This is a genomic window from Bradyrhizobium elkanii WSM2783 (genome assembly GCF_000472865.1).
GTDB classification, from domain to species: Bacteria; Pseudomonadota; Alphaproteobacteria; order Rhizobiales; family Xanthobacteraceae; genus Bradyrhizobium; species Bradyrhizobium elkanii_A.
In genome coordinates, this window is sequence record NZ_AXAP01000009.1 from 140,509 (window position 1) to 157,345 (window position 16,837).

Sequence of the window (16,837 nt, forward strand, 5' to 3'; positions counted from 1 at the left end):
TTTCGCGACTCGGTTGCGCGATCTGGATGTTTCGCTCGACGATTGGATATTGAGAGAAAGAATTGATAGAAAGAGGCCTCGACCTGAGTTTGCCAAAGCTGTGCTAGCGTGGTGACGCGGGTCTGTGCCTCCGGCGGACGCCCCGAACGATGGATACTCGGTCTGGCGGGTGAGATCGGTTCGCGTCCAGCAAAAGTCCAATGGTCAGGATTTGCATGAACGAAGATGTACTCGCCGCACCTCCCACGCGATCAGGATCTTCGTTTCAAGAGTTGCTTGAAATACTCCAACCTCACGGGATCAATGCCCGCTCCTCGCCGAGGCCTAGCAAATCATTTCGTTGGCATGCGGATGTTGCAGTTGGAGCAGGAATTGACGTCGTAAGGGCGGAACTTTCTGCTGGTTGGGATTGGCGCTATTCATACGAGAATTCATCGGGAGAGCTTGCGATAAGCTTACTGAATGCCGGCAAGGCCGAAATGCTCATTGCAGGAAGGAACGTGCAACGAACACCCTCTGAAATCGCCATCGTATCGCTTCCGACGTTGCAAGAGCAGAGGGTCGAAGCGGTGGATGGGAGATACTCAAGTGTAACGCTAACGTTGCATACGGGTATGGTTACAAAGGCGCTGTCTGCGACGTTCGGGAGCACGGCACTGGAAGATCTCAATTTGACACCAACAGTCGATTTGTCTACGGGCGCCGGGCAGATCCTTTTTCAGCTTGTTCGTGCCAGCATGACTGGCTTGTATGACGGGATCCTGGCACGCTCTCCGAAAGCCAGCGCTCTGCTCTCAGAAGCTGCGATACAGCTCATACTTGAAAATGTCCCCCATCGGCTGATCGACCGGTTGAGCCGCTACCCACTGGATGCACCTCCTCGTTACATCAGGCGGGCTATCGAGTATATGCGGGCCAATCTTCATCTGCCGCTTACGATGGCCGATATTGCTGGGACGGTTGGTGTTAGCAGTCGATCGCTACAATTGGGATTTCGTAGAATCCACGGTATGACGCCTGTCGCCTATTTGCGAAGAATTCGACTTGAAGCGATCCACGATGAGCTATCGCGACCAGAGAACCTGCTTCCGGTAAGCGAAGTTGCACTGAAGTGGGGTTTTACTCACATGGGCCGTTTTGCATCGTTGTACCACTCCGCATTTGGCCTGTATCCGTCCGATACAGTCCGGCGAGCGCGAGGGTTCTGCGACTAAGAGGGTTCGCTGTCGTCAGCGGCCTCCGTCAGTGGAAAGGCTGTGCCCGGAAGATAGAGCGTGATCGGCCGGATCTCGTAGACCGCCGTTGGATTCACCCGACGCAGGTCGCGCGCGGCTTCGATCGCAGCCTCGTCGCTGGCGCAGTCGACGACGTAAAAACCAAGCAGTTGCTCCTTGGTCTCGGCAAAGGGGCCGTCGATCACGACGCCGGCGCCCGGACCGCGCAAGGTGCGGGCTTTCCCGGTCTCGCCGAGCCGCGCCGCCGGCCCGAGGCGGCCTTCCTTGGTCAAGCGGTCATGGACCTTGTGCAGATCGACCATCAGTGCGGCATCTTCCTCCGGCGTCCAGGACATGACCTCCGTTTCGACGTGATAGGCGAGAATGGCGTAGAGCATCGGTACCTCTCGTTGCTAGATGGCCGGGTAAAGGACGCTTGCGGCAGACTGAATCCGACAAATCGTCGTGGCCGGGCTACCCATTCTGAGCCGCCGCGTCCTTCATTTTTGTGCACGATGGCCGCTCGCGCCTTGTTTTGGCCGCAAGACGGGAATTCAACAAGCAAGTTAAAGTGTAAGCGTGTTCTGAGGTGTCCTTATGGTGGCACTTGCGGAGACAGCTCCTTCTGATCTGGTCGACGAGCTCACCGCCCACGCGGTGGCCAGCATCGAGACGGCGGACCATTTCTCTTTTCCCTTCCCCCATATCGTCTTCCGCGATTTCTTTCCCGCAGATTTTTACCGGGATCTGGTGCGGAGCATTCCCACTGATGGATATGATCCGATCACTGGCACGGGCACCCGCATGGCGCTGCGGCTCTATGGCGAGAACGTAGAGAAGATCGATCCGTCACTGCGACCCGCATGGGCTGCGGTATCGGTCATGTTGACCTCGATGGAGGTCGAGCATGCTGTACGGGACAGACTGGATGACGGGCTCGAAATTCGTGCTCGCGGCGACAAGGTGCCTCGCCCCGATGATTTGAAGCTGGTCGCGAAGCCGGTGCTCTACTGGGACCGGGACGGCTACCAGATCAAGCCGCATCCGGACACACGCAAAAAGGTTGTGACAATGCAGCTCTATTGCCCGGCCGACAGCAGCCAGGAAGTGCTCGGCACGACGCTTTATCGGGCTTCCCTCAGAGGCCTGTTTCACGTCGGCTCCTATTGCCTTGAGCCTGTGAAAACCATCTCCTTCCTGCCCAATGTCGGCTATGCGTTCGTGGTCCTGAAGGCTTATCACTCGCTGACAAAGATGAGCTGGCACGGCCGGCCGCCCATTGAGACCGATCGGCCTCGGATATCCATCCTCAACACCTTCTACATGAACGAGGATGTCGGCTTCTGATCTGGGCCGTGTACAGCCACGACGGCGCTGCGGCGCTGCTTTCAGAACTGGGCCGGTTGAGCGGGTGGACTGGGCCAATCCGATCGCAGGTTGTTCGGGTTATTCCTGTCGAACAAGTCCTGCCTTAAAATGCCGCTCGGGTAGGCATTGATTGATGGTGGCATTCTGCGGAGGTCACGGGTTGGCGCGACGATGACGCCGGGCCGAACGACACAATTGGCGGGATAGCCAACGGATTGGCAGTAAATTACGGCGCTCGCGCTTCCAGTGCTCGCAGCCGAGAAACCAATAATCAGCGACGCCGACAAGGCAATCGATCGCTTCATTTTTGCCTCCGTAGCTTGTCCACTCCCGTAGCTGATCCTCGGAAAAATGATCGCAAATGGAGTGCTGCGCTATGCCAAAGCGGCAAATGTCGAACCAAGGATTTCCGCTCCGGGTCCGTTTGCAGAAAGCCCAATAGCTACGCCGCCTGCGGATTTGACCGCATGCGAAAGTACATGCAACGCGTTGTTTTATCGTGATTTTTGGTGCTGAGCGATGGAGCGGGTGAAGGGAATCGAACCCTCGTATTCAGCTTGGAAGGCTGCTGCTCTACCATTGAGCTACACCCGCATATGAACGATCCACTATCACGCCGGAAGGGCTGCCTCAACCACCGTGAGGCGTTACGAACAGCCGGGTTCCGGCCGGTCCGCCTTGCGGCCTTAACAGGCGCCGATCGGCTCCCTATATTGCGTGTCCCATCAACAATGAAAGGAGGTGATCCAGTGTCTTATCTCAAGCGCTGTCACCTCGCTGGGATCGCCCGCTAAGCAGTCCAAAGCTTGGCATCGGGGCGCTCTCAGCCCTGGACCAGCGAGCACGAGAATCGGGCGCGGCGGGAGCGATTCCGCCGCGTCTTTATTATTGCTGGATTGTCGCGCCAGACCACGGAAAGACACCGACGACAACGCTTGCGCTCTCGTCAGCGTTCCGGCAACCCGAGCTCGAGCAGTGTCTGCATGGTTTGCTCGCCCATCGCGAGAAAAGCCGGGCTGGCATTCCGAGTTGGCAGTCCGATGTTGAGCGCCGTCGAATCGGGCCTCAACGCCATGGCCTTTGCCATCGCCGTCCTTGCCTCGTCCGGCTGGCCCAGGCGCTGATAGGCTACGGCCAGCAGCATATAGGGGCGTCCCGACGCCGGCGTGATGGCGATCGACCGCTGCAGCCAGGACACCGCTTCCTCGTTGCGGCCCATGAGTAGGGCGGTCCATCCCGCCCCGAGCATCCAGGTCCAGCGCGAAACTTCCGGCGTGTCGAAGCGATCGGCCTGCTTGAACGTTGCCAGCGCGTCCTCGAAGCGCCCCAATTGAAGCTGCGCCAGGCCGATGTGGTAGAGAACGAGCCCGTTCCACGGATCAAAACTCAATGCTTTCGCGCAAGCCACCAGACTTTCAACGAACTCGTTGGTCGCGGTCAGGAAGCGGCAATAGGCTTCCAGCACCGGAATGTAACGTGGCGTCGTCTGCCGCGCGCGCTCCAGCAGCGATCCGGCGTTGCGCTCCGCCGCCGCACGTTCGGCCGGCGCGTACCACGTCATCTGAATCCCGCGCAACTGAAGCGCGGCCAGCGCGATCTGCAGCTCGGTATTGACGGGCTCGGCGGCGAGCGCTTTTTCCAGCATCGTCTGCGCGGCGGCAAAACGTTCGCGTGTCGTTCGATTGATCGAGGCTGTGGCTTGCTCGATCGCAACTTTGGCGTCGCCGGTCGCGGCTGGATGGGCGCCGGATTCCAGAAGTGCGTTAAGGCGCCGTGCCAGCGCATGACCTGCTCCCGCGGCGAGCCGCGATTGCTGCAACTGCATGTCCAATTCGGTGGCGTCGACCGAAGCCGTAGCGACCGCCTGGACCTCGCCGGTGTTGGTCTGGATCATGCGTGCCCGCAAGATCCACGATTGCGGGCCTCTCTCCAGTTCGCCATTCAGCACGAAGTCCGACTGTGCCGAGGACGTGGACGTCGGCGCCGCTGCCACTGCGACGGCCCCAGGGGCGACCACGCGGATATTGTCGATCCTGGCCAAGCCATCGGTCAGGCGGTCGGTTACAGCCGCCGCCACGCCGGCCCCTCGGGGGTCGTTGCTCGCATCGACGATCGGCGTTAGCGCAATGGTCGGAGGCGGCCGCTTGAACATGAGATCGGGACGGAAGGTCGGAGCGGCCACCGCAAACCCGACAATCACGCAAAGGCCCGCTGCGGCGGCCGCAGCCACCGGCCGGCGCAGGCCGAATAGTCGCCCGGGTGTTGCAATCTCGCTCGCGGGTTCCGCGCCTGCGATTGGCTCGGCGCTTGCCTGCACGGGAACGCCAGGTGCTGGCGGTTTAACCGACACCTCGGCGGCGAACAGGTAGCCGCGGCCGGACACGAGCTTGATCGTCTGGCGCCGGTCATCGCCCAGCGCGGTGCGAATCTCGCGGATGCATTGGAACAGGCTGTCTTCGCCGACATGGACGTTCGGCCAGACCGCCTCCATCAGCACTTCCTTGCTGAGGACCCGGCCCGGATTGGCGGCGAACAGCTGCAGCATCTCAAGCGCTTTCGGCCTGAGCTTGACCACCTCGCCATCCGGACCGCGCAGTTCGGCGCGCTCCCGATCGAGCTCAAATCCGGCAAAACGAAACACCCAGCCCCCGAAACTGCCCCAACCCCGCTAAAAATGGCGGAAAATCCGTCCCTTGGCGGCACATTCAGAAAATATCAGAAAAACTTCAGAACGCTACGGGCGCCGCATCAGGACGCCTGGCCGCCATCATGGGACGAATGCGGCCCGCCTTCTCGGCTCCGTGGGGCTGCGCGCCGGCGGGCGGGGCGGGGAGAGGCGGTGTTCCGGAAAGCAAGGGATCGGTTCGGGGCCCCCGGGTACCCGGCACACCGATCTCGCCCCGCTTTGGGACAAAGACGTTTTTTCATTCCTTTTCGATGAGACCCCTGTGCTCAGCTTTACGACCGACGACATCGACCCCGAGCATCGCTTCGATCACTGGCGCGAGGTGCGCGGGAAAAGCCTGTTCGGTGTCACGATCGAGCTGCCGGCCGAGCGCCGCAACGATTTTCATGGGCGGTTTTCCGCGATCGATATCGGAGGAGCGGTCGTCTCGCGGATGCATGCCTCGTCCTATCGGGTCAGCCGAACCGAGGGCGATATCGCGCGGATGCCGGCCGACAGCCTGTGCATTGCGTGGCAGATGCGCGGGGCCGGCTGGATGGATGTCGGCCGGGGGCGGGGGCATCGTGTGGCCGACGGCGACATCGTCATCAACCATTCCGACACTCCGTTCGAGGGGACGCCGGAGCGTTCCGACGGGTTCGACTTCCTGATGCTGAAGATCCCCCTGGGGGGCGACGTTCTGCTGGGCGCGCCGGCCCATGATCTTTTCGCGGCGACGCTGTTGCAGAAGAGCCCGTTCTTCAGGGCACTCTCGGCGCTGTTTCATGCGTTGACGCAGGAGCCGCTTGATGTCGCCGATCCGTCGGCAGAGATCACGCATGTCGCAAGATTGGCCATGCTGGCGCGGGGCCGTCTTTTGCCTGGCATGCCCGAGTGTCGCGCGGCGCTGCGCTCGGGCTTCTACTATGCCGCGCGCGACATTCTCGTCCGCGATCTGCACCAGCCGGGCTTGTCGCCCGCGGCCGTCGCGCAAGAACTCGGAATATCGCTGCGGCAGGTTCATGTGCTGTTCGAGCCGACGGGGCTCTCGTTCTCGCGCACGCTGACGGCCCTGCGGGTGCGCAAAGCGGGTGAACTGCTGGCAATGGCGCCGTCACGGCCCGTCGCGGATGTCGCCTATGCCTGTGGCTTCGATAGCCTTGCAACATTTTATCGCGCCTTCCGAAACTCCTACGGCATGACGCCGCGCGACATGCGCGTTCGTGCGAACTGCGAGTGAGCGGCTGTGGCGATTTCGCTGCAACCGCGCGGAGTTACGGTGGCGGTTGCGCATCAAATCGAGCGCGTGCGCGCATTGAGAAGACAGCCCGCCACCGTTTCTGTAAACGCCCGCAGGCATTTGGATTTTCGGATCATTCCCCGGAGAGGAATTGGCCGAGCCGCTCAGCGGCTCTTACTGCTTGCCGACCATCAAGGTTTTCATCACCAAAATATTTTTAAATTTATTGCCTGCGGCGGACATCGGAGATCTTTCAATGGCGATCGATGCCGCTTCGCGAATTCGCGCGATCCGGCCGCCTCGCAATCCGTTATGCGCTGCTGTGCGGCGTAAATTGATCGAAAAGGAAGGCCAGTGTATCAAGCTGCACGAGATCTGAGCGCAGGGAAGAGAAATGGCGGCAGGGGATTTGGACGTTCTGATTCGGTCGATGGCCAAGAAGCAGGTCAAGGCCCTAACCGATGCCGCCAAGAAACAGCATGGCCGTCTCATGGGAATGGCCGCCAAGGCCAAGGACAAGGAGACCAGGGACCGCCATAAGCACCTTGCCAAGAACACGCTCGCCTCCGCGGCGGCGGCGGCGAGGCGGCTGCAGATCACGGCGGAGAATGCGGCTGACAGTTATGCGCGATCGATGAAGGCCGCGAAAGAAATGCCGCCGGCAAAGCCGGTCAAAAAGAAAAAGAACTGACTTCGGCCCGTGGCACAGCGTCGCGAGCGCGCCCGCCCGCGCAGCCCATCGCGGCGTCCGATCGAGTAGATGGTGCCCGCGAGAACGCCAGGCGATCGATGGAATACACAAACATTTCAATCGGTTCTGCGTGATTTGCGGCGGCCATTTTCGGCCGCCGGTGCGACAATCGATACCTCATGAAATGAACCGACATCAGGAAATCGTTACTTGAATTAAAACACGAACGTTCGTATTGGATCGGCCTCCGATGAAGGGCGCCAATTGTCCAGGACACGCAAGATCACGACCGACGATATCCTCGATGCCGCGGAGCGGGTGGTTGTCCGTCTCGGGGCCGCGGGGCTTTCGATCGATGCGGTGGCCCAGGAGGCTGGCGTCAGCAAGTCGCGGGTCGTCTACGACCATAGGTCCAAGAGCGCGCTGCTGGAGGCGTTGATCGACCGCCGCGTCAAGGCGGAGCTTGAGCGCATCGAACAGGCCGTGGCGGAGAACGCCGGTACGCCGCATCCCGAACTGTTCGGCCGGATCGCGGACGCCGAGCGGATTCCCGACGATCGGGACAAGGCGATCGCGGTCGCGATCAGCGCCTCGATGTCGAGCGAAGAGAAGATCCAGCAGCAGATGCGCGACTGGACGATGAAGGACCTGCGCGCGATGGCTGCGGGCGCGCGGCCCAAAGCGGCGCTGATGGCCTATCTGGCGCTGACCGGCTTCTACGTCACCGAACTCCTCGGCTTCCACCAGTGGGACGCAGCCGAGCGATCCGAAATCCTGGCGGGCATCAGGACGATCTACACGTCCTATCCCGGCGAAAGCTGATGCCGCCCACAATTGGCTGACACTCAAGGAAATCAAGACATGGACAGCAGCAGACCCCTGCCGCGCGTGAGGACGTATCTGGTAGCGGCGGCATTCCTTGCGCTAACGATCGGTGGCGTTGCCGCGCAGCAAGGCGCGGAACTGCCGCCGCCTGCGGTCAGCGTGATCGAACTCAAGGCGCATCCTGTTCCGGTCGTGAACGAGCTTCCGGGCCGCATCGCTGCGACGCGCATCTCCGAGGTTCGCGCGCGTGTCTCCGGCATCCTTCAGGCGCGCGTGTTCACGCAGGGCACTCCGGTCAAGGAAGGCGACGTCCTGTACCGCATCGATCCGAAGCTCTTTCAGGTGCGCGTGACGAGCGCCGAAGCCTCGCTGCGGCGTGCCAAGGCCGTTCAGCAAAATGCGAAACAGCAGTTCGAGCGCCAGAAGACCCTTCACGACCGCGACGCCACCAGCGGCGTGAACCTGGATGCGGCAACTGCGACCCTTGCCCAGGCCGATGCCGACGTCGCATTGGCCGAAGCCGCGCTCGCCGAGGCGAAGATCAATCTCGATTACACCGAGGTTCGCGCACCCATCAGCGGCATCATCGGCGGCGCCCTGGTCACCGAGGGCGCGCTCGTCACCGCCGATGGAACGCAGAATCTGGCACTGATCCAGCAGGTGGATTCCGTCTATGTCGACTTCACGCAATCGGCGCAGGACCTGCTCACGCTCAAGCGCGCCGTTGACGAAGGCAAGCTCGCCAGCCCGGCGCCGGGAGAGGCTCGGGTCGAACTCGTTTTCGACGATGGCGGTCTCTATGCCGAAGCGGGGCGATTGCTGTTCGCCAGCGCCAGCGTCGATTCCACCACCGGGCAGGTCACTCTGCGCGCCGAATTCCCGAACCCGAAACACGACCTGTTACCGGGGATGTATGTTCGCGTGCGCATTGCGCAGGCGGTTCGCGAGGGCGCCATCACCATACCTCAGCGTGCCGTGACCCGGGCGCGCGACGGCAAGGCGCAGGTCTACCTCGTATCGGAAGGCGGGATTGCGGAGACGCGTGACGTCGAACTTGGACAGGCACTCGGTTCGGAATGGATCGTCGAGTCCGGCCTGAAGGAAGGCGAGCGCGTCGTCGTCGATGGCGTGCAGAAGGTGCGGGTGGGCGGCAAGGTTGTCCCGGAGCCATGGAAGCCTGCCGATCGGGAAGCAGAAATCTCCGCCGACCAGCCGACCAGCCGGGCGAGGTGATCCGATGGCTCAGTTTTTCATCAGGCGGCCGGTCCTTGCCTGGGTCTTCGCCCTGTTCATCTGCATTGCCGGTGTCATCGCGATTCCGCTGCTGCCGGTCGCGCAGTACCCCAAGGTCGCGCCGCCGCAACTGACGATTTCGACGTCGTATCCAGGGGCCTCGCCGCAGGAAATCTATCAGGGCGTCACGCGCCTGATCGAGGAGGAACTGAATGGCGCCGCCAGATTGATGTATTTCGAATCGACGTCGGACACGTCTGGCTCGATCAGCATCAACGTATCTTTCGAAGCCGGCACCAGCATCGAGCAGGCGTCGGTCGACGTGCAGAACAGGCTGCGGCGAATTCAATCGCGACTGCCGGCGGCGGTGGCCGCGCAGGGCGTGACCGTGGAAGAGGCTTCGGCCGGCTTCCTCATGATCGTGTCGCTCACGTCCACCGATGGCAAGCTCGATGAAGTCGCGCTCGGCGACTACTTCAGTCGCAACGTGCTTGGCGAACTGCGCCGTCTTGGCGGAGTAGGGCGCGCGCAGTTGTTTGCCGCTCAGCGCGCGATGCGCGTCTGGATCGATCCGGACAAGATGGTCGGCCTCGGGCTGACCGCCGCCGACATCAACGGCGCAATCATGGCGCAGAACGCGCAGGTCGCGGCCGGGCAGATCGGCGCATCGCCCAATCCGGTCACCACCGACCTGACGGCGACCGTACTCGTCAAGGGACAGCTCGCCAATACCAAAGAATTCGGCAACATCGTGCTGCGGGCAAACCCTGATGGCAGCACGGTTCGGCTCAAGGATGTTGCCCGCCTCGAGCTCGGCGCGGAGAACTACAACTTCTCCAGCCGCCTGAACGGTCAGCCGAGCGCCGCTGTGGGCGTCCAGCTTTCCGCAACCGGCAACGCAGTCGCGACGTCGCGTGCGGTCCAGGCGAAGATGGAGGAATTGTCGCGGTTCTTCCCGCAGGGCGTGAAATATTCGGTGCCGTACGACACCAGTCCCTTCGTGTCTGCCTCGATCAAGAAGGTCCTGGAGACGCTGCTCGAAGCGGTCGTGCTCGTCTTCGTGGTGATGTTCGTCTTCCTGCAGAACTTCCGCTACACGCTGATCCCGACGCTGGTGGTGCCGATCGCATTGCTCGGCACCGGCGCGGTCATGCTGGCGGCGGGCTTTTCGATCAACGTCCTGACCATGTTCGCGATGGTGCTGGCGATCGGCATCCTCGTCGATGACGCCATCGTCGTCGTCGAGAACGTCGAGCGCATCATGGCGGAGGAGGGGCTTTCACCGAAGGACGCCACCAGGAAGGCCATGAAACAGATCACGGGCGCCATCCTCGGGATCACGCTCGTTCTTTCTTCCGTCTTCATCCCGATGGCGTTCTTCCCTGGTTCGACAGGCATCATCTATCGCCAGTTCAGCCTGACCATGGTGGTTTCGATCCTGTTCTCGGCATTTCTGGCGCTGTCGCTGACCCCGGCGCTTTGCGCGACCTTCCTCAAACCGATCAAGCCTGGTCATCATGAGAAGAAGGGGATTGGTGGCTGGTTCAATCGCAAATTCGAAGCATTGACCGATCGCTACACCGACGCTGCCGGCGGCATCGTACGGCGCGCCGGGCGCATGATGGTGATCTATCTCGCCCTCGTCGTTGGCCTCGGTTACTTCTTCGTCAGCCTCCCCACCGCCTTCCTCCCGAACGAGGATCAGGGCTTTCTGGTCGTTGATATCCAGGGCCCGCCCGAAGCCAGCGCCAACCGGACACTGGCGTCGATCAAGCAGATCGAGGAGATTTTCAAGACCGAGCCTGCCGTGCGCGATATCGTGGCCATTCAGGGCTTCAGCTTCTCGGGCAACGGCGCCAATGCCGCCTTGATGTTCGTCACCCTCAAGGACTGGAGCGAGCGCAGCGCGGGCCAATCCGCCCAGGCGATCGCCGATCGCGCCAACGGGCAATTGTTTGCGCTGAAGGACGCCACCAGCTTCGCGCTTTCGCCGCCGCCGATCGACGGCTTCGGCACGACAGGCGGCTTCGCCTTCCGTCTTCAGGATCGCAATGGCCTCGGTCAGGCGGCGCTCACGGACGCGGCGGCCGAGCTGATGGAGAAGGCCGGCAAGAGCCCGGTGCTCGCGGGCCTTCGCATTGAAGGGTTGTCGGATGCGGCGCAGGTTCTTCTTGTTATTGATCGCGAGAAGGCCAACACCTTCGGCGTGACCTTCGCCGACATCAACAACACGATCACGGCCAACCTCGGATCGTCCTACATCAACGACTTTCCGAACGCCGGCCGTATGCAGCGGGTCATCATCCAGGCGCGGGATCACGGCCGCCTGCGGGTGGAGGATCTCTTGAAGCTCAACGTCCGCAATGCGGGCGGCGGCATGGTGCCGCTGTCCTCGTTTGCCATGGCCCAGTGGCAGAAGGGATCGCCGCAGATCGTTGGCTACAACGGCTACCCCACGGTGCGCATCGCCGGCGAGCCGGCTCCAGGCAATTCGTCGGGCGCGGCGATCGCCGAGATGGAGCGCCTCGCTTCGGAGCTGCCGAACGGCATCGGCTCCGAATGGACCGGTCAGTCGCTGGAAGAGATCAAATCGGGTTCGCAGGCGCCGATTCTGTTCGGCCTCAGCATCCTCTTCGTCTTCCTGCTGCTCGCCGGCCTCTATGAAAGCTGGTCGATCCCGCTCTCGGTCATGCTCGTCGTGCCGCTCGGCGTGATCGGCTGCGTCCTGGCCGTGATGCTCCGGGGAATGCCAAACGACCTCTACTTCAAGGTCGGGCTGATCGCGATCATCGGCCTGTCGGCGAAGAACGCCATCCTGATCGTCGAGTTCGCCAAGGACTACTACGCGGAAGGCAGATCGCTGGCTGATGCCGCGGTCGACGCCGCTCGCGTCCGCTTCCGGCCGATCATCATGACGTCGCTCGCCTTCACGCTCGGCGTGGTGCCGCTCGCCATCGCATCAGGCGCCAGCGCGGCCAGCCAGAACGCCATCGGCACCGGCGTTCTCGGTGGCATGATCTCCGCGACGATTCTCGCGATCTTCTTCGTCCCGGCCTTCTTCGTGTTCGTTCTGCGCCTGCTGCGGACCAGAAGGCCGGCCGCGAACGATGAAGCGGCAGCCGAAGCTCCACTTGCGAAGCCTTCCGAAGCGTAGCGGTCAGCGCGGTGCAACTTCATTTCAGCCGTAACCATTCGGTCGCCGTTCGAAGCCGAAGCGTAGCGACGCTTCGCCAAAGTCCTCCGTGAGTCGGCCGGGCCTTCTCGAGGCGAGAAGGTCCCACCGTGCCGATCGTTCACGCTGGAGGATCACATGAAAGTTCTCATCGCCTGCACGCCCGCAACCGGCCATCTCAATCCGCTGCTGGCCGTGGCCCACGGCCTTATCGACGAACGACACGACGTTACATTCCTGACCGGCAGCATGTTGCAGCCGCGAGTGGAGGCCATCGGTGCAAGATTCCGGGCGCTTCCTGCCGACGCCGACCTCGATCTTCGGGACATGGATGCGGCCGTGCCGGAGCTCAAGAATGTCGAGCCGGGGCTGCAATGGTTGAGCATCGCCCTTCAGCGCTTTTTTGTCGACACCATGCCGGCGCAACTTGCCGGGTTGCAGCAGCTCGTGGACGAAATCCAGGCCGATGTCGTCGTGGCCGACGACATGTTCTTTGGTGTGCTTCCGATGCTGCTCGGTCCGCGCGCAAGCCGTCCTCCCGTGGTGCTATGCGGAACCTCGATCCTGCACGCCACTCGTGAGGACGGTGCGCCTCTCTTCCTTGGACTGCCACCTGCAGCCACACAGGCCGATCGTGACAGCTATGCCGTCATCGCCAAGGAGTATGACAGCGTGGTCAACGAGCCCGCGACGCGCCGCATAAATGAGCTCTTGGCCGGACTGGGCGCTGGGCTGCTGTCGATGCCTCTCTTCGAGTCCGTCGTCGTGTTGGCGGACGCCTACCTGCAACTGTCGGTGCCGAGCTTCGAGTTTCCGCGCAAGCTGCCGCCCACGGTCCATTTCGTCGGTACGCCCCCGATCATTCCGAACCAGGCGCCGGTGCCGTCATGGGCCGGTGAACTCGACCGCTCGCGCAAGGTGGTGCTGGTCACGCAGGGAACGTTCGCCAATTTCGATTTCGGGCTTCTCGTCGCGCCGACGCTCAAAGCCCTTGCCGACGAGCCGGATCTGCTGGTGGTGGTGACCACCGGCGGTCGTCCCGTCGACACGATCCCCGGCGCGATTCCCTCCAATGCCCGCGTCGCCAGCTACCTGCCATTCGAGTGGATCCTGCGCAAGGCGGATGTACTCGTCACCAATGGCGGCTATGGCAGCGTCAATCAGGCCATGAGCTATGGAATTCCGATCGTGGGCGCCGGGCTGACCGAGGACAAGGCCGATGTGAATGCACGCATCGCGTGGTCCGGCGTCGGTATCAATTTGGCGACCAATCAGCCGGAGCCGAAGGCCGTGCGCGAGGCGGTCCGGGCCGTGCTCGAACAGCCGGGCTACCGCACGCGGGCCGCGTCGATGGCCGCTGAGTTCGACAAGCGCGATACGCGATCGCTGATCGTCCGCATCATCAACGAAGCGGCGACCGGAAGCAAAGCGCCTGCGCGCCGCAAGGCGGCGGCTGCGTAACCTCGCGCCGCATCCGTTCGATATCGCTCGGGGGGCGCTCGCGAATGCGACGTGAGTTGCCCTCCGCTGACTCAATCCTATTTCAGCCGTAACCATTCTCTCGCCGTTCGAAGTCGAAGCGTAGCGATGCTTCGCCAGAGTCCTCCTTGAGCCGGCCGGGCCTTCTCAAGGCGAGATGGTCTTCCGCGCCGATGTTCATGCTGGAGGATCACAATGAAAGTTCTCATCGCTTCGACGCCTGCAACCGGCCATCTCAATCCGCTGCTTGCAGTCGCCCGCGGCCTCATCGACGAGCAACACGAGGTTACATTCCTGACCGGCAGCGTGCTGCGGCCGCGGGTAGAGGCCATCGGTGCCGGCTTCCGGGCGCTTCCCGCCGGTGCCGACTTCGATCTGCGCGTGATGGATGAGGTCGTTCCCGAGCTCAAGACTATCGCGCCGGGACCGCAATGGCTTCGCATCGCCATGGAACGGCTGTTCGTGGACGCCATACCGGCGCAACATGCCGGATTGCAGCTCGCGTTGCGCGACGTCCGGCCCGACGTCGTCGTGGGCGATGACATGATCTTCGGCGTGCTTCCGATGCTGCTCGGTCAGCGGGCAAACCGGCCTCCCGTCGTTCTCTGCGGGACTTCGATCCTGCACTGGACCCGCGATGATGGCGCGCCACTGTTTCTTGGGCTGCCGCCCGCTGCCACCCAGGCTGACCGCGACAAGTATGCCGTCATCGCGCAGGAATTCGACGGGATCGTCAACGAGCCCGTGGCGGAGCGCCTGAACGGTGTATTGGCGAAGTTTGGCGTGGGGCCGCTGTCCATGCCGATGTTCGAATCCGTTGTCGCGCTCGCCGATGCCTATCTGCAATTGTCGGTGCCGAGCTTCGAGTTCCCGCGCAAGCTCCCGCCCACGGTTCATTTCGTGGGTACGCCTCCGATCATCCCGAACCAGGCGCCGGTGCCGCCGTGGGCCGCCGACCTCGATGGCTCGCGCAAGGTGGTGCTGGTCACGCAGGGGACGGTCGCCAATCACAATTTCGGTCTTCTCGTCGCGCCGACGCTCCAGGCCCTTGCGAACGAGCCGGATCTGCTGGTGGTGGCGACCACCGGCGGTCGTCCGGTCGATACGATTCCCGGCCCGATTCCGTCCAATGCCCGCGTCGCCAGCTACCTGCCGTTCGAGTGGATCCTGCGCAAGGCGGATGTGTTCGTCACCAATGGCGGCTACGGCAGCGTCAATCAGGCCATGAGCTATGGAATTCCGATCGTCAGCGCCGGGCTGACCGAAGACAAGGCCGATGTGAACGCGCGCGTCGCGTGGTCCGGCGTCGGTATCAACCTGGCGACCAATCAGCCGGATCCGCGGGTCCTGCGCGAGGCGGTTCGGACGGTGCTCGAGAAGCCAGGCTACCGCATGCGGGCCTCCTCGTTGGCCGATGAGTTCGCCAAGCGGGATACGCGATCGCTGATCGTTCGCATCATCAACGAAGCGGCGACGGGGAAAAAAGCGCCCGCGCGCCGCAACGCCGCGGCGGCCTAACTTCGCATCCGTTCGATATCGCCGCGAGGGATCAACGCCAATCGTTGATCCCTCGCTACCGCGCGGAAACCATCTGGCTGCGAATGTCCTGCGCGGTCTTCTTCAGCGGGATCAGGTATTTCTTCTTGGCGGCGGCCTCGCTCATCGTGCCCGAGATCATGTTGATGCTGATGGCGGCCACGACTGCGCCGATCTGGTCGCGGAGCGGCACCGCGATGCCGCAGATGGCCGGGTCAAGTTCGCCTTCGACCCAGGCATAGCCTTCTTTCTCGACGCGGCCGAGGATCGCGCTGATCCGCTGCGGATCGGTCTCCGTGCGCGGTGTCACCGGCTTGAAGTCGCCGCTCGCAAGATAGGCGGCGCGTTTCTCCGGTGGAAGCGCTGCGAGCAGCACCCGGCCGAGCGAGACGAGATGCGCGGGCAGGCGACTGCCGATGCCGAGATTGGTGGACAGAATCCGCCGCGCAGGCAGCCGCAGCGCATAGACGATCTCGCGTTCGTCGAGCACCGCCAGCGCGCAGGATTCGCCGATCTCGTTGCGCAAATCCTCCAGCGCGCGCTGGGCGTAGCCCCAATAGGGCAGCGCGTTGAGATACGACAGGCCCAGTCCCAATGCCCGTGGCTTGAGCGAGAAATAGCGGCCGTCGGACGCGCAATAGTTCAGCGTGACGAGGGTCGCCAATATCCGTCGCGCGGTCGCCCGGCTGAGGCCGGCGATCTGCGCGGCTTCGGCGAGGGTGTGGCGGCCCGGAGGTTTTCCGAGCGCTTCGACGATCGAGAAGCCGCGCGCGATCGAGCGCACGAATTCATCACTGTCCTTGCTCATGGCGCATGCGTGGTTGGCCCTTGCCAGGTTCGGCCGGGTGGTTTAGGGATGGTTCGTATAACGAACGAACAGTTCGCTAGGCGAACAATAGGGGAGTGGAGCGGATGGCGCAAGCCTCAAGCGCGCAAAGCGCGGACTTCGAGACCGATTTCTGGAAGGACGCGACATCGCGCAAGGTCTGGGACGAGATTGTGCCCGGCGAGCCGCGCAAGACCTTGCCGTACAAGCTGACACAGGAGGCGATCGCTCTGTTCTGCAAGGCCGTCGGCGAGACCAATCCGCTCTATCTCGACGAGGCCGCGGCGAAGGCCGGCCCTTATGGCGGCCTGGTCGCACCGCCTTCGATCCACATCCTCTTGATGTTCGCCTGCACGCCCACCGACGACTGGATGCGCAGCCCGGGCACAGTGAATGCCGGGCAGTCGTGGAGCTACAACATTCCGGCACGGCCGGGTGACACCATCACGTTGCAGGCGCGCGCGCTCGACAAGTTCATCCGGCGCGAGCGGCTGTTCGTGGTGCACGACAATGTCTTCTTCAATCAGCATGGCGACGTGATCTGTTCGGGTCGCGGCCAGACCATTCGTCCGATGTGAGGAGCGGCAA

Annotated in this window: 14 protein-coding genes and 1 tRNA gene; 11 read left to right on the top strand and 4 right to left on the bottom strand. The window is 62.6% G+C overall.

From position 1 onward, the window contains the following. Window positions 1–215 precede the first annotated feature (215 nt). Window positions 216–1,214 (top strand): helix-turn-helix domain-containing protein, encoded by a 999-nt coding sequence (locus YY7_RS0111300; RefSeq protein WP_245287256.1) that lies wholly within the window; start codon window positions 216–218, stop codon window positions 1,212–1,214. Here YY7_RS0111300 and YY7_RS0111305 read toward each other — a convergent pair. Next, on the bottom strand, window positions 1,211–1,612 hold the full coding sequence (locus YY7_RS0111305) for a YciI family protein (RefSeq protein ID WP_028163326.1): 402 nt from the start codon (window positions 1,610–1,612) through the stop codon (window positions 1,211–1,213). The genes YY7_RS0111300 and YY7_RS0111305 overlap by 4 nt on opposite strands. A 199-nt stretch (window positions 1,613–1,811) precedes the next feature. On the opposite strand from YY7_RS0111305, the gene YY7_RS0111310 reads away from it, so the two are divergent. Beyond that, window positions 1,812–2,561: a hypothetical protein gene (locus YY7_RS0111310; RefSeq protein ID WP_028163327.1), complete on the top strand. Its 750-nt coding sequence runs from the start codon at window positions 1,812–1,814 to the stop codon at window positions 2,559–2,561. 541 nt (window positions 2,562–3,102) lie between these two features. On the opposite strand, the gene YY7_RS0111315 is transcribed toward YY7_RS0111310, so the two are convergent. Continuing rightward, a tRNA-Gly gene (locus tag YY7_RS0111315) sits at window positions 3,103–3,176 on the bottom strand. A gap of 352 nt (window positions 3,177–3,528) precedes the next feature. Further along, complete coding sequence (locus YY7_RS0111320) at window positions 3,529–5,223, bottom strand: tetratricopeptide repeat protein (RefSeq protein WP_028163328.1); 1,695 nt, start codon at window positions 5,221–5,223, stop codon at window positions 3,529–3,531. A gap of 307 nt (window positions 5,224–5,530) precedes the next feature. Here YY7_RS0111320 and YY7_RS0111325 point away from each other — a divergent pair, with 307 nt between their 5' ends. The 8 genes from YY7_RS0111325 to YY7_RS0111365 all read left to right on the top strand — a co-directional run bounded on the left by YY7_RS0111325 (window position 5,531) and on the right by YY7_RS0111365 (window position 15,405). Next, the gene (locus tag YY7_RS0111325; RefSeq protein ID WP_028163329.1) at window positions 5,531–6,487 is read left to right on the top strand and encodes a helix-turn-helix transcriptional regulator; all 957 of its coding nucleotides are present in this window, start codon (window positions 5,531–5,533) and stop codon (window positions 6,485–6,487) included. Window positions 6,488–6,638: 151 nt separating this feature from the next. Beyond that, entirely contained in the window at window positions 6,639–6,866 is a 228-nt protein-coding gene (locus YY7_RS0111330; protein ID WP_028163330.1) for a hypothetical protein, read from the top strand. Window positions 6,867–6,917: 51 nt separating this feature from the next. Next, a complete protein-coding gene (locus tag YY7_RS51385; protein ID WP_080663670.1) occupies window positions 6,918–7,178 on the top strand; it encodes a hypothetical protein in 261 nt (86 codons plus the stop codon). Window positions 7,179–7,442: 264 nt separating this feature from the next. Further along, window positions 7,443–8,000, top strand: a complete 558-nt coding sequence (locus YY7_RS0111340) for a TetR/AcrR family transcriptional regulator (RefSeq protein ID WP_028163331.1) — start codon at window positions 7,443–7,445, stop codon at window positions 7,998–8,000. 39 nt (window positions 8,001–8,039) lie between these two features. Further along, window positions 8,040–9,236, top strand: a complete 1,197-nt coding sequence (locus YY7_RS51390; RefSeq protein WP_035689855.1) for an efflux RND transporter periplasmic adaptor subunit — start codon at window positions 8,040–8,042, stop codon at window positions 9,234–9,236. A 4-nt stretch (window positions 9,237–9,240) separates the two neighbouring features. Beyond that, window positions 9,241–12,390, top strand: a complete 3,150-nt coding sequence (locus YY7_RS0111350; protein WP_028163332.1) for a multidrug efflux RND transporter permease subunit — start codon at window positions 9,241–9,243, stop codon at window positions 12,388–12,390. 156 nt (window positions 12,391–12,546) lie between these two features. After that, window positions 12,547–13,869 carry a glycosyltransferase gene (locus tag YY7_RS0111355; RefSeq protein ID WP_028163333.1) on the top strand — a complete coding sequence of 441 codons (1,323 nt, stop codon included), beginning with the start codon at window positions 12,547–12,549 and terminating at the stop codon, window positions 13,867–13,869. Window positions 13,870–14,082: 213 nt separating this feature from the next. After that, a complete protein-coding gene (locus tag YY7_RS0111365; protein WP_028163334.1) occupies window positions 14,083–15,405 on the top strand; it encodes a glycosyltransferase in 1,323 nt (440 codons plus the stop codon). 55 nt (window positions 15,406–15,460) lie between these two features. Here the strand turns inward: YY7_RS0111365 and YY7_RS0111370 are convergent, their stop codons facing one another. Continuing rightward, complete coding sequence (locus tag YY7_RS0111370; protein WP_028163335.1) at window positions 15,461–16,231, bottom strand: IclR family transcriptional regulator domain-containing protein; 771 nt, start codon at window positions 16,229–16,231, stop codon at window positions 15,461–15,463. A 104-nt stretch (window positions 16,232–16,335) separates the two neighbouring features. Here YY7_RS0111370 and YY7_RS0111375 point away from each other — a divergent pair, with 104 nt between their 5' ends. Continuing rightward, complete coding sequence (locus tag YY7_RS0111375) at window positions 16,336–16,827, top strand: MaoC family dehydratase (protein WP_028163336.1); 492 nt, start codon at window positions 16,336–16,338, stop codon at window positions 16,825–16,827. Window positions 16,828–16,837: the final 10 nt, after the last annotated feature.

Excerpts from the sequence above, each read along its gene's own strand:
- YY7_RS0111310 (WP_028163327.1), top strand. The coding sequence starts at position 1,812 with ATGGTGGCACTTGCGGAGACAGCTCCTTCTGATCTGGTCGACGAGCTC.
- YY7_RS0111370 (WP_028163335.1), bottom strand. The coding sequence starts at position 16,231 with ATGAGCAAGGACAGTGATGAATTCGTGCGCTCGATCGCGCGCGGCTTC.
- YY7_RS51390 (WP_035689855.1), top strand. The coding sequence starts at position 8,040 with ATGGACAGCAGCAGACCCCTGCCGCGCGTGAGGACGTATCTGGTAGCG.
- YY7_RS0111300 (WP_245287256.1), top strand. The coding sequence starts at position 216 with ATGAACGAAGATGTACTCGCCGCACCTCCCACGCGATCAGGATCTTCG.
- YY7_RS0111375 (WP_028163336.1), top strand. The coding sequence starts at position 16,336 with ATGGCGCAAGCCTCAAGCGCGCAAAGCGCGGACTTCGAGACCGATTTC.
- YY7_RS0111305 (WP_028163326.1), bottom strand. The coding sequence starts at position 1,612 with ATGCTCTACGCCATTCTCGCCTATCACGTCGAAACGGAGGTCATGTCC.
- YY7_RS0111355 (WP_028163333.1), top strand. The coding sequence starts at position 12,547 with ATGAAAGTTCTCATCGCCTGCACGCCCGCAACCGGCCATCTCAATCCG.
- YY7_RS0111350 (WP_028163332.1), top strand. The coding sequence starts at position 9,241 with ATGGCTCAGTTTTTCATCAGGCGGCCGGTCCTTGCCTGGGTCTTCGCC.
- YY7_RS0111365 (WP_028163334.1), top strand. The coding sequence starts at position 14,083 with ATGAAAGTTCTCATCGCTTCGACGCCTGCAACCGGCCATCTCAATCCG.
- YY7_RS51385 (WP_080663670.1), top strand. The coding sequence starts at position 6,918 with ATGGCCAAGAAGCAGGTCAAGGCCCTAACCGATGCCGCCAAGAAACAG.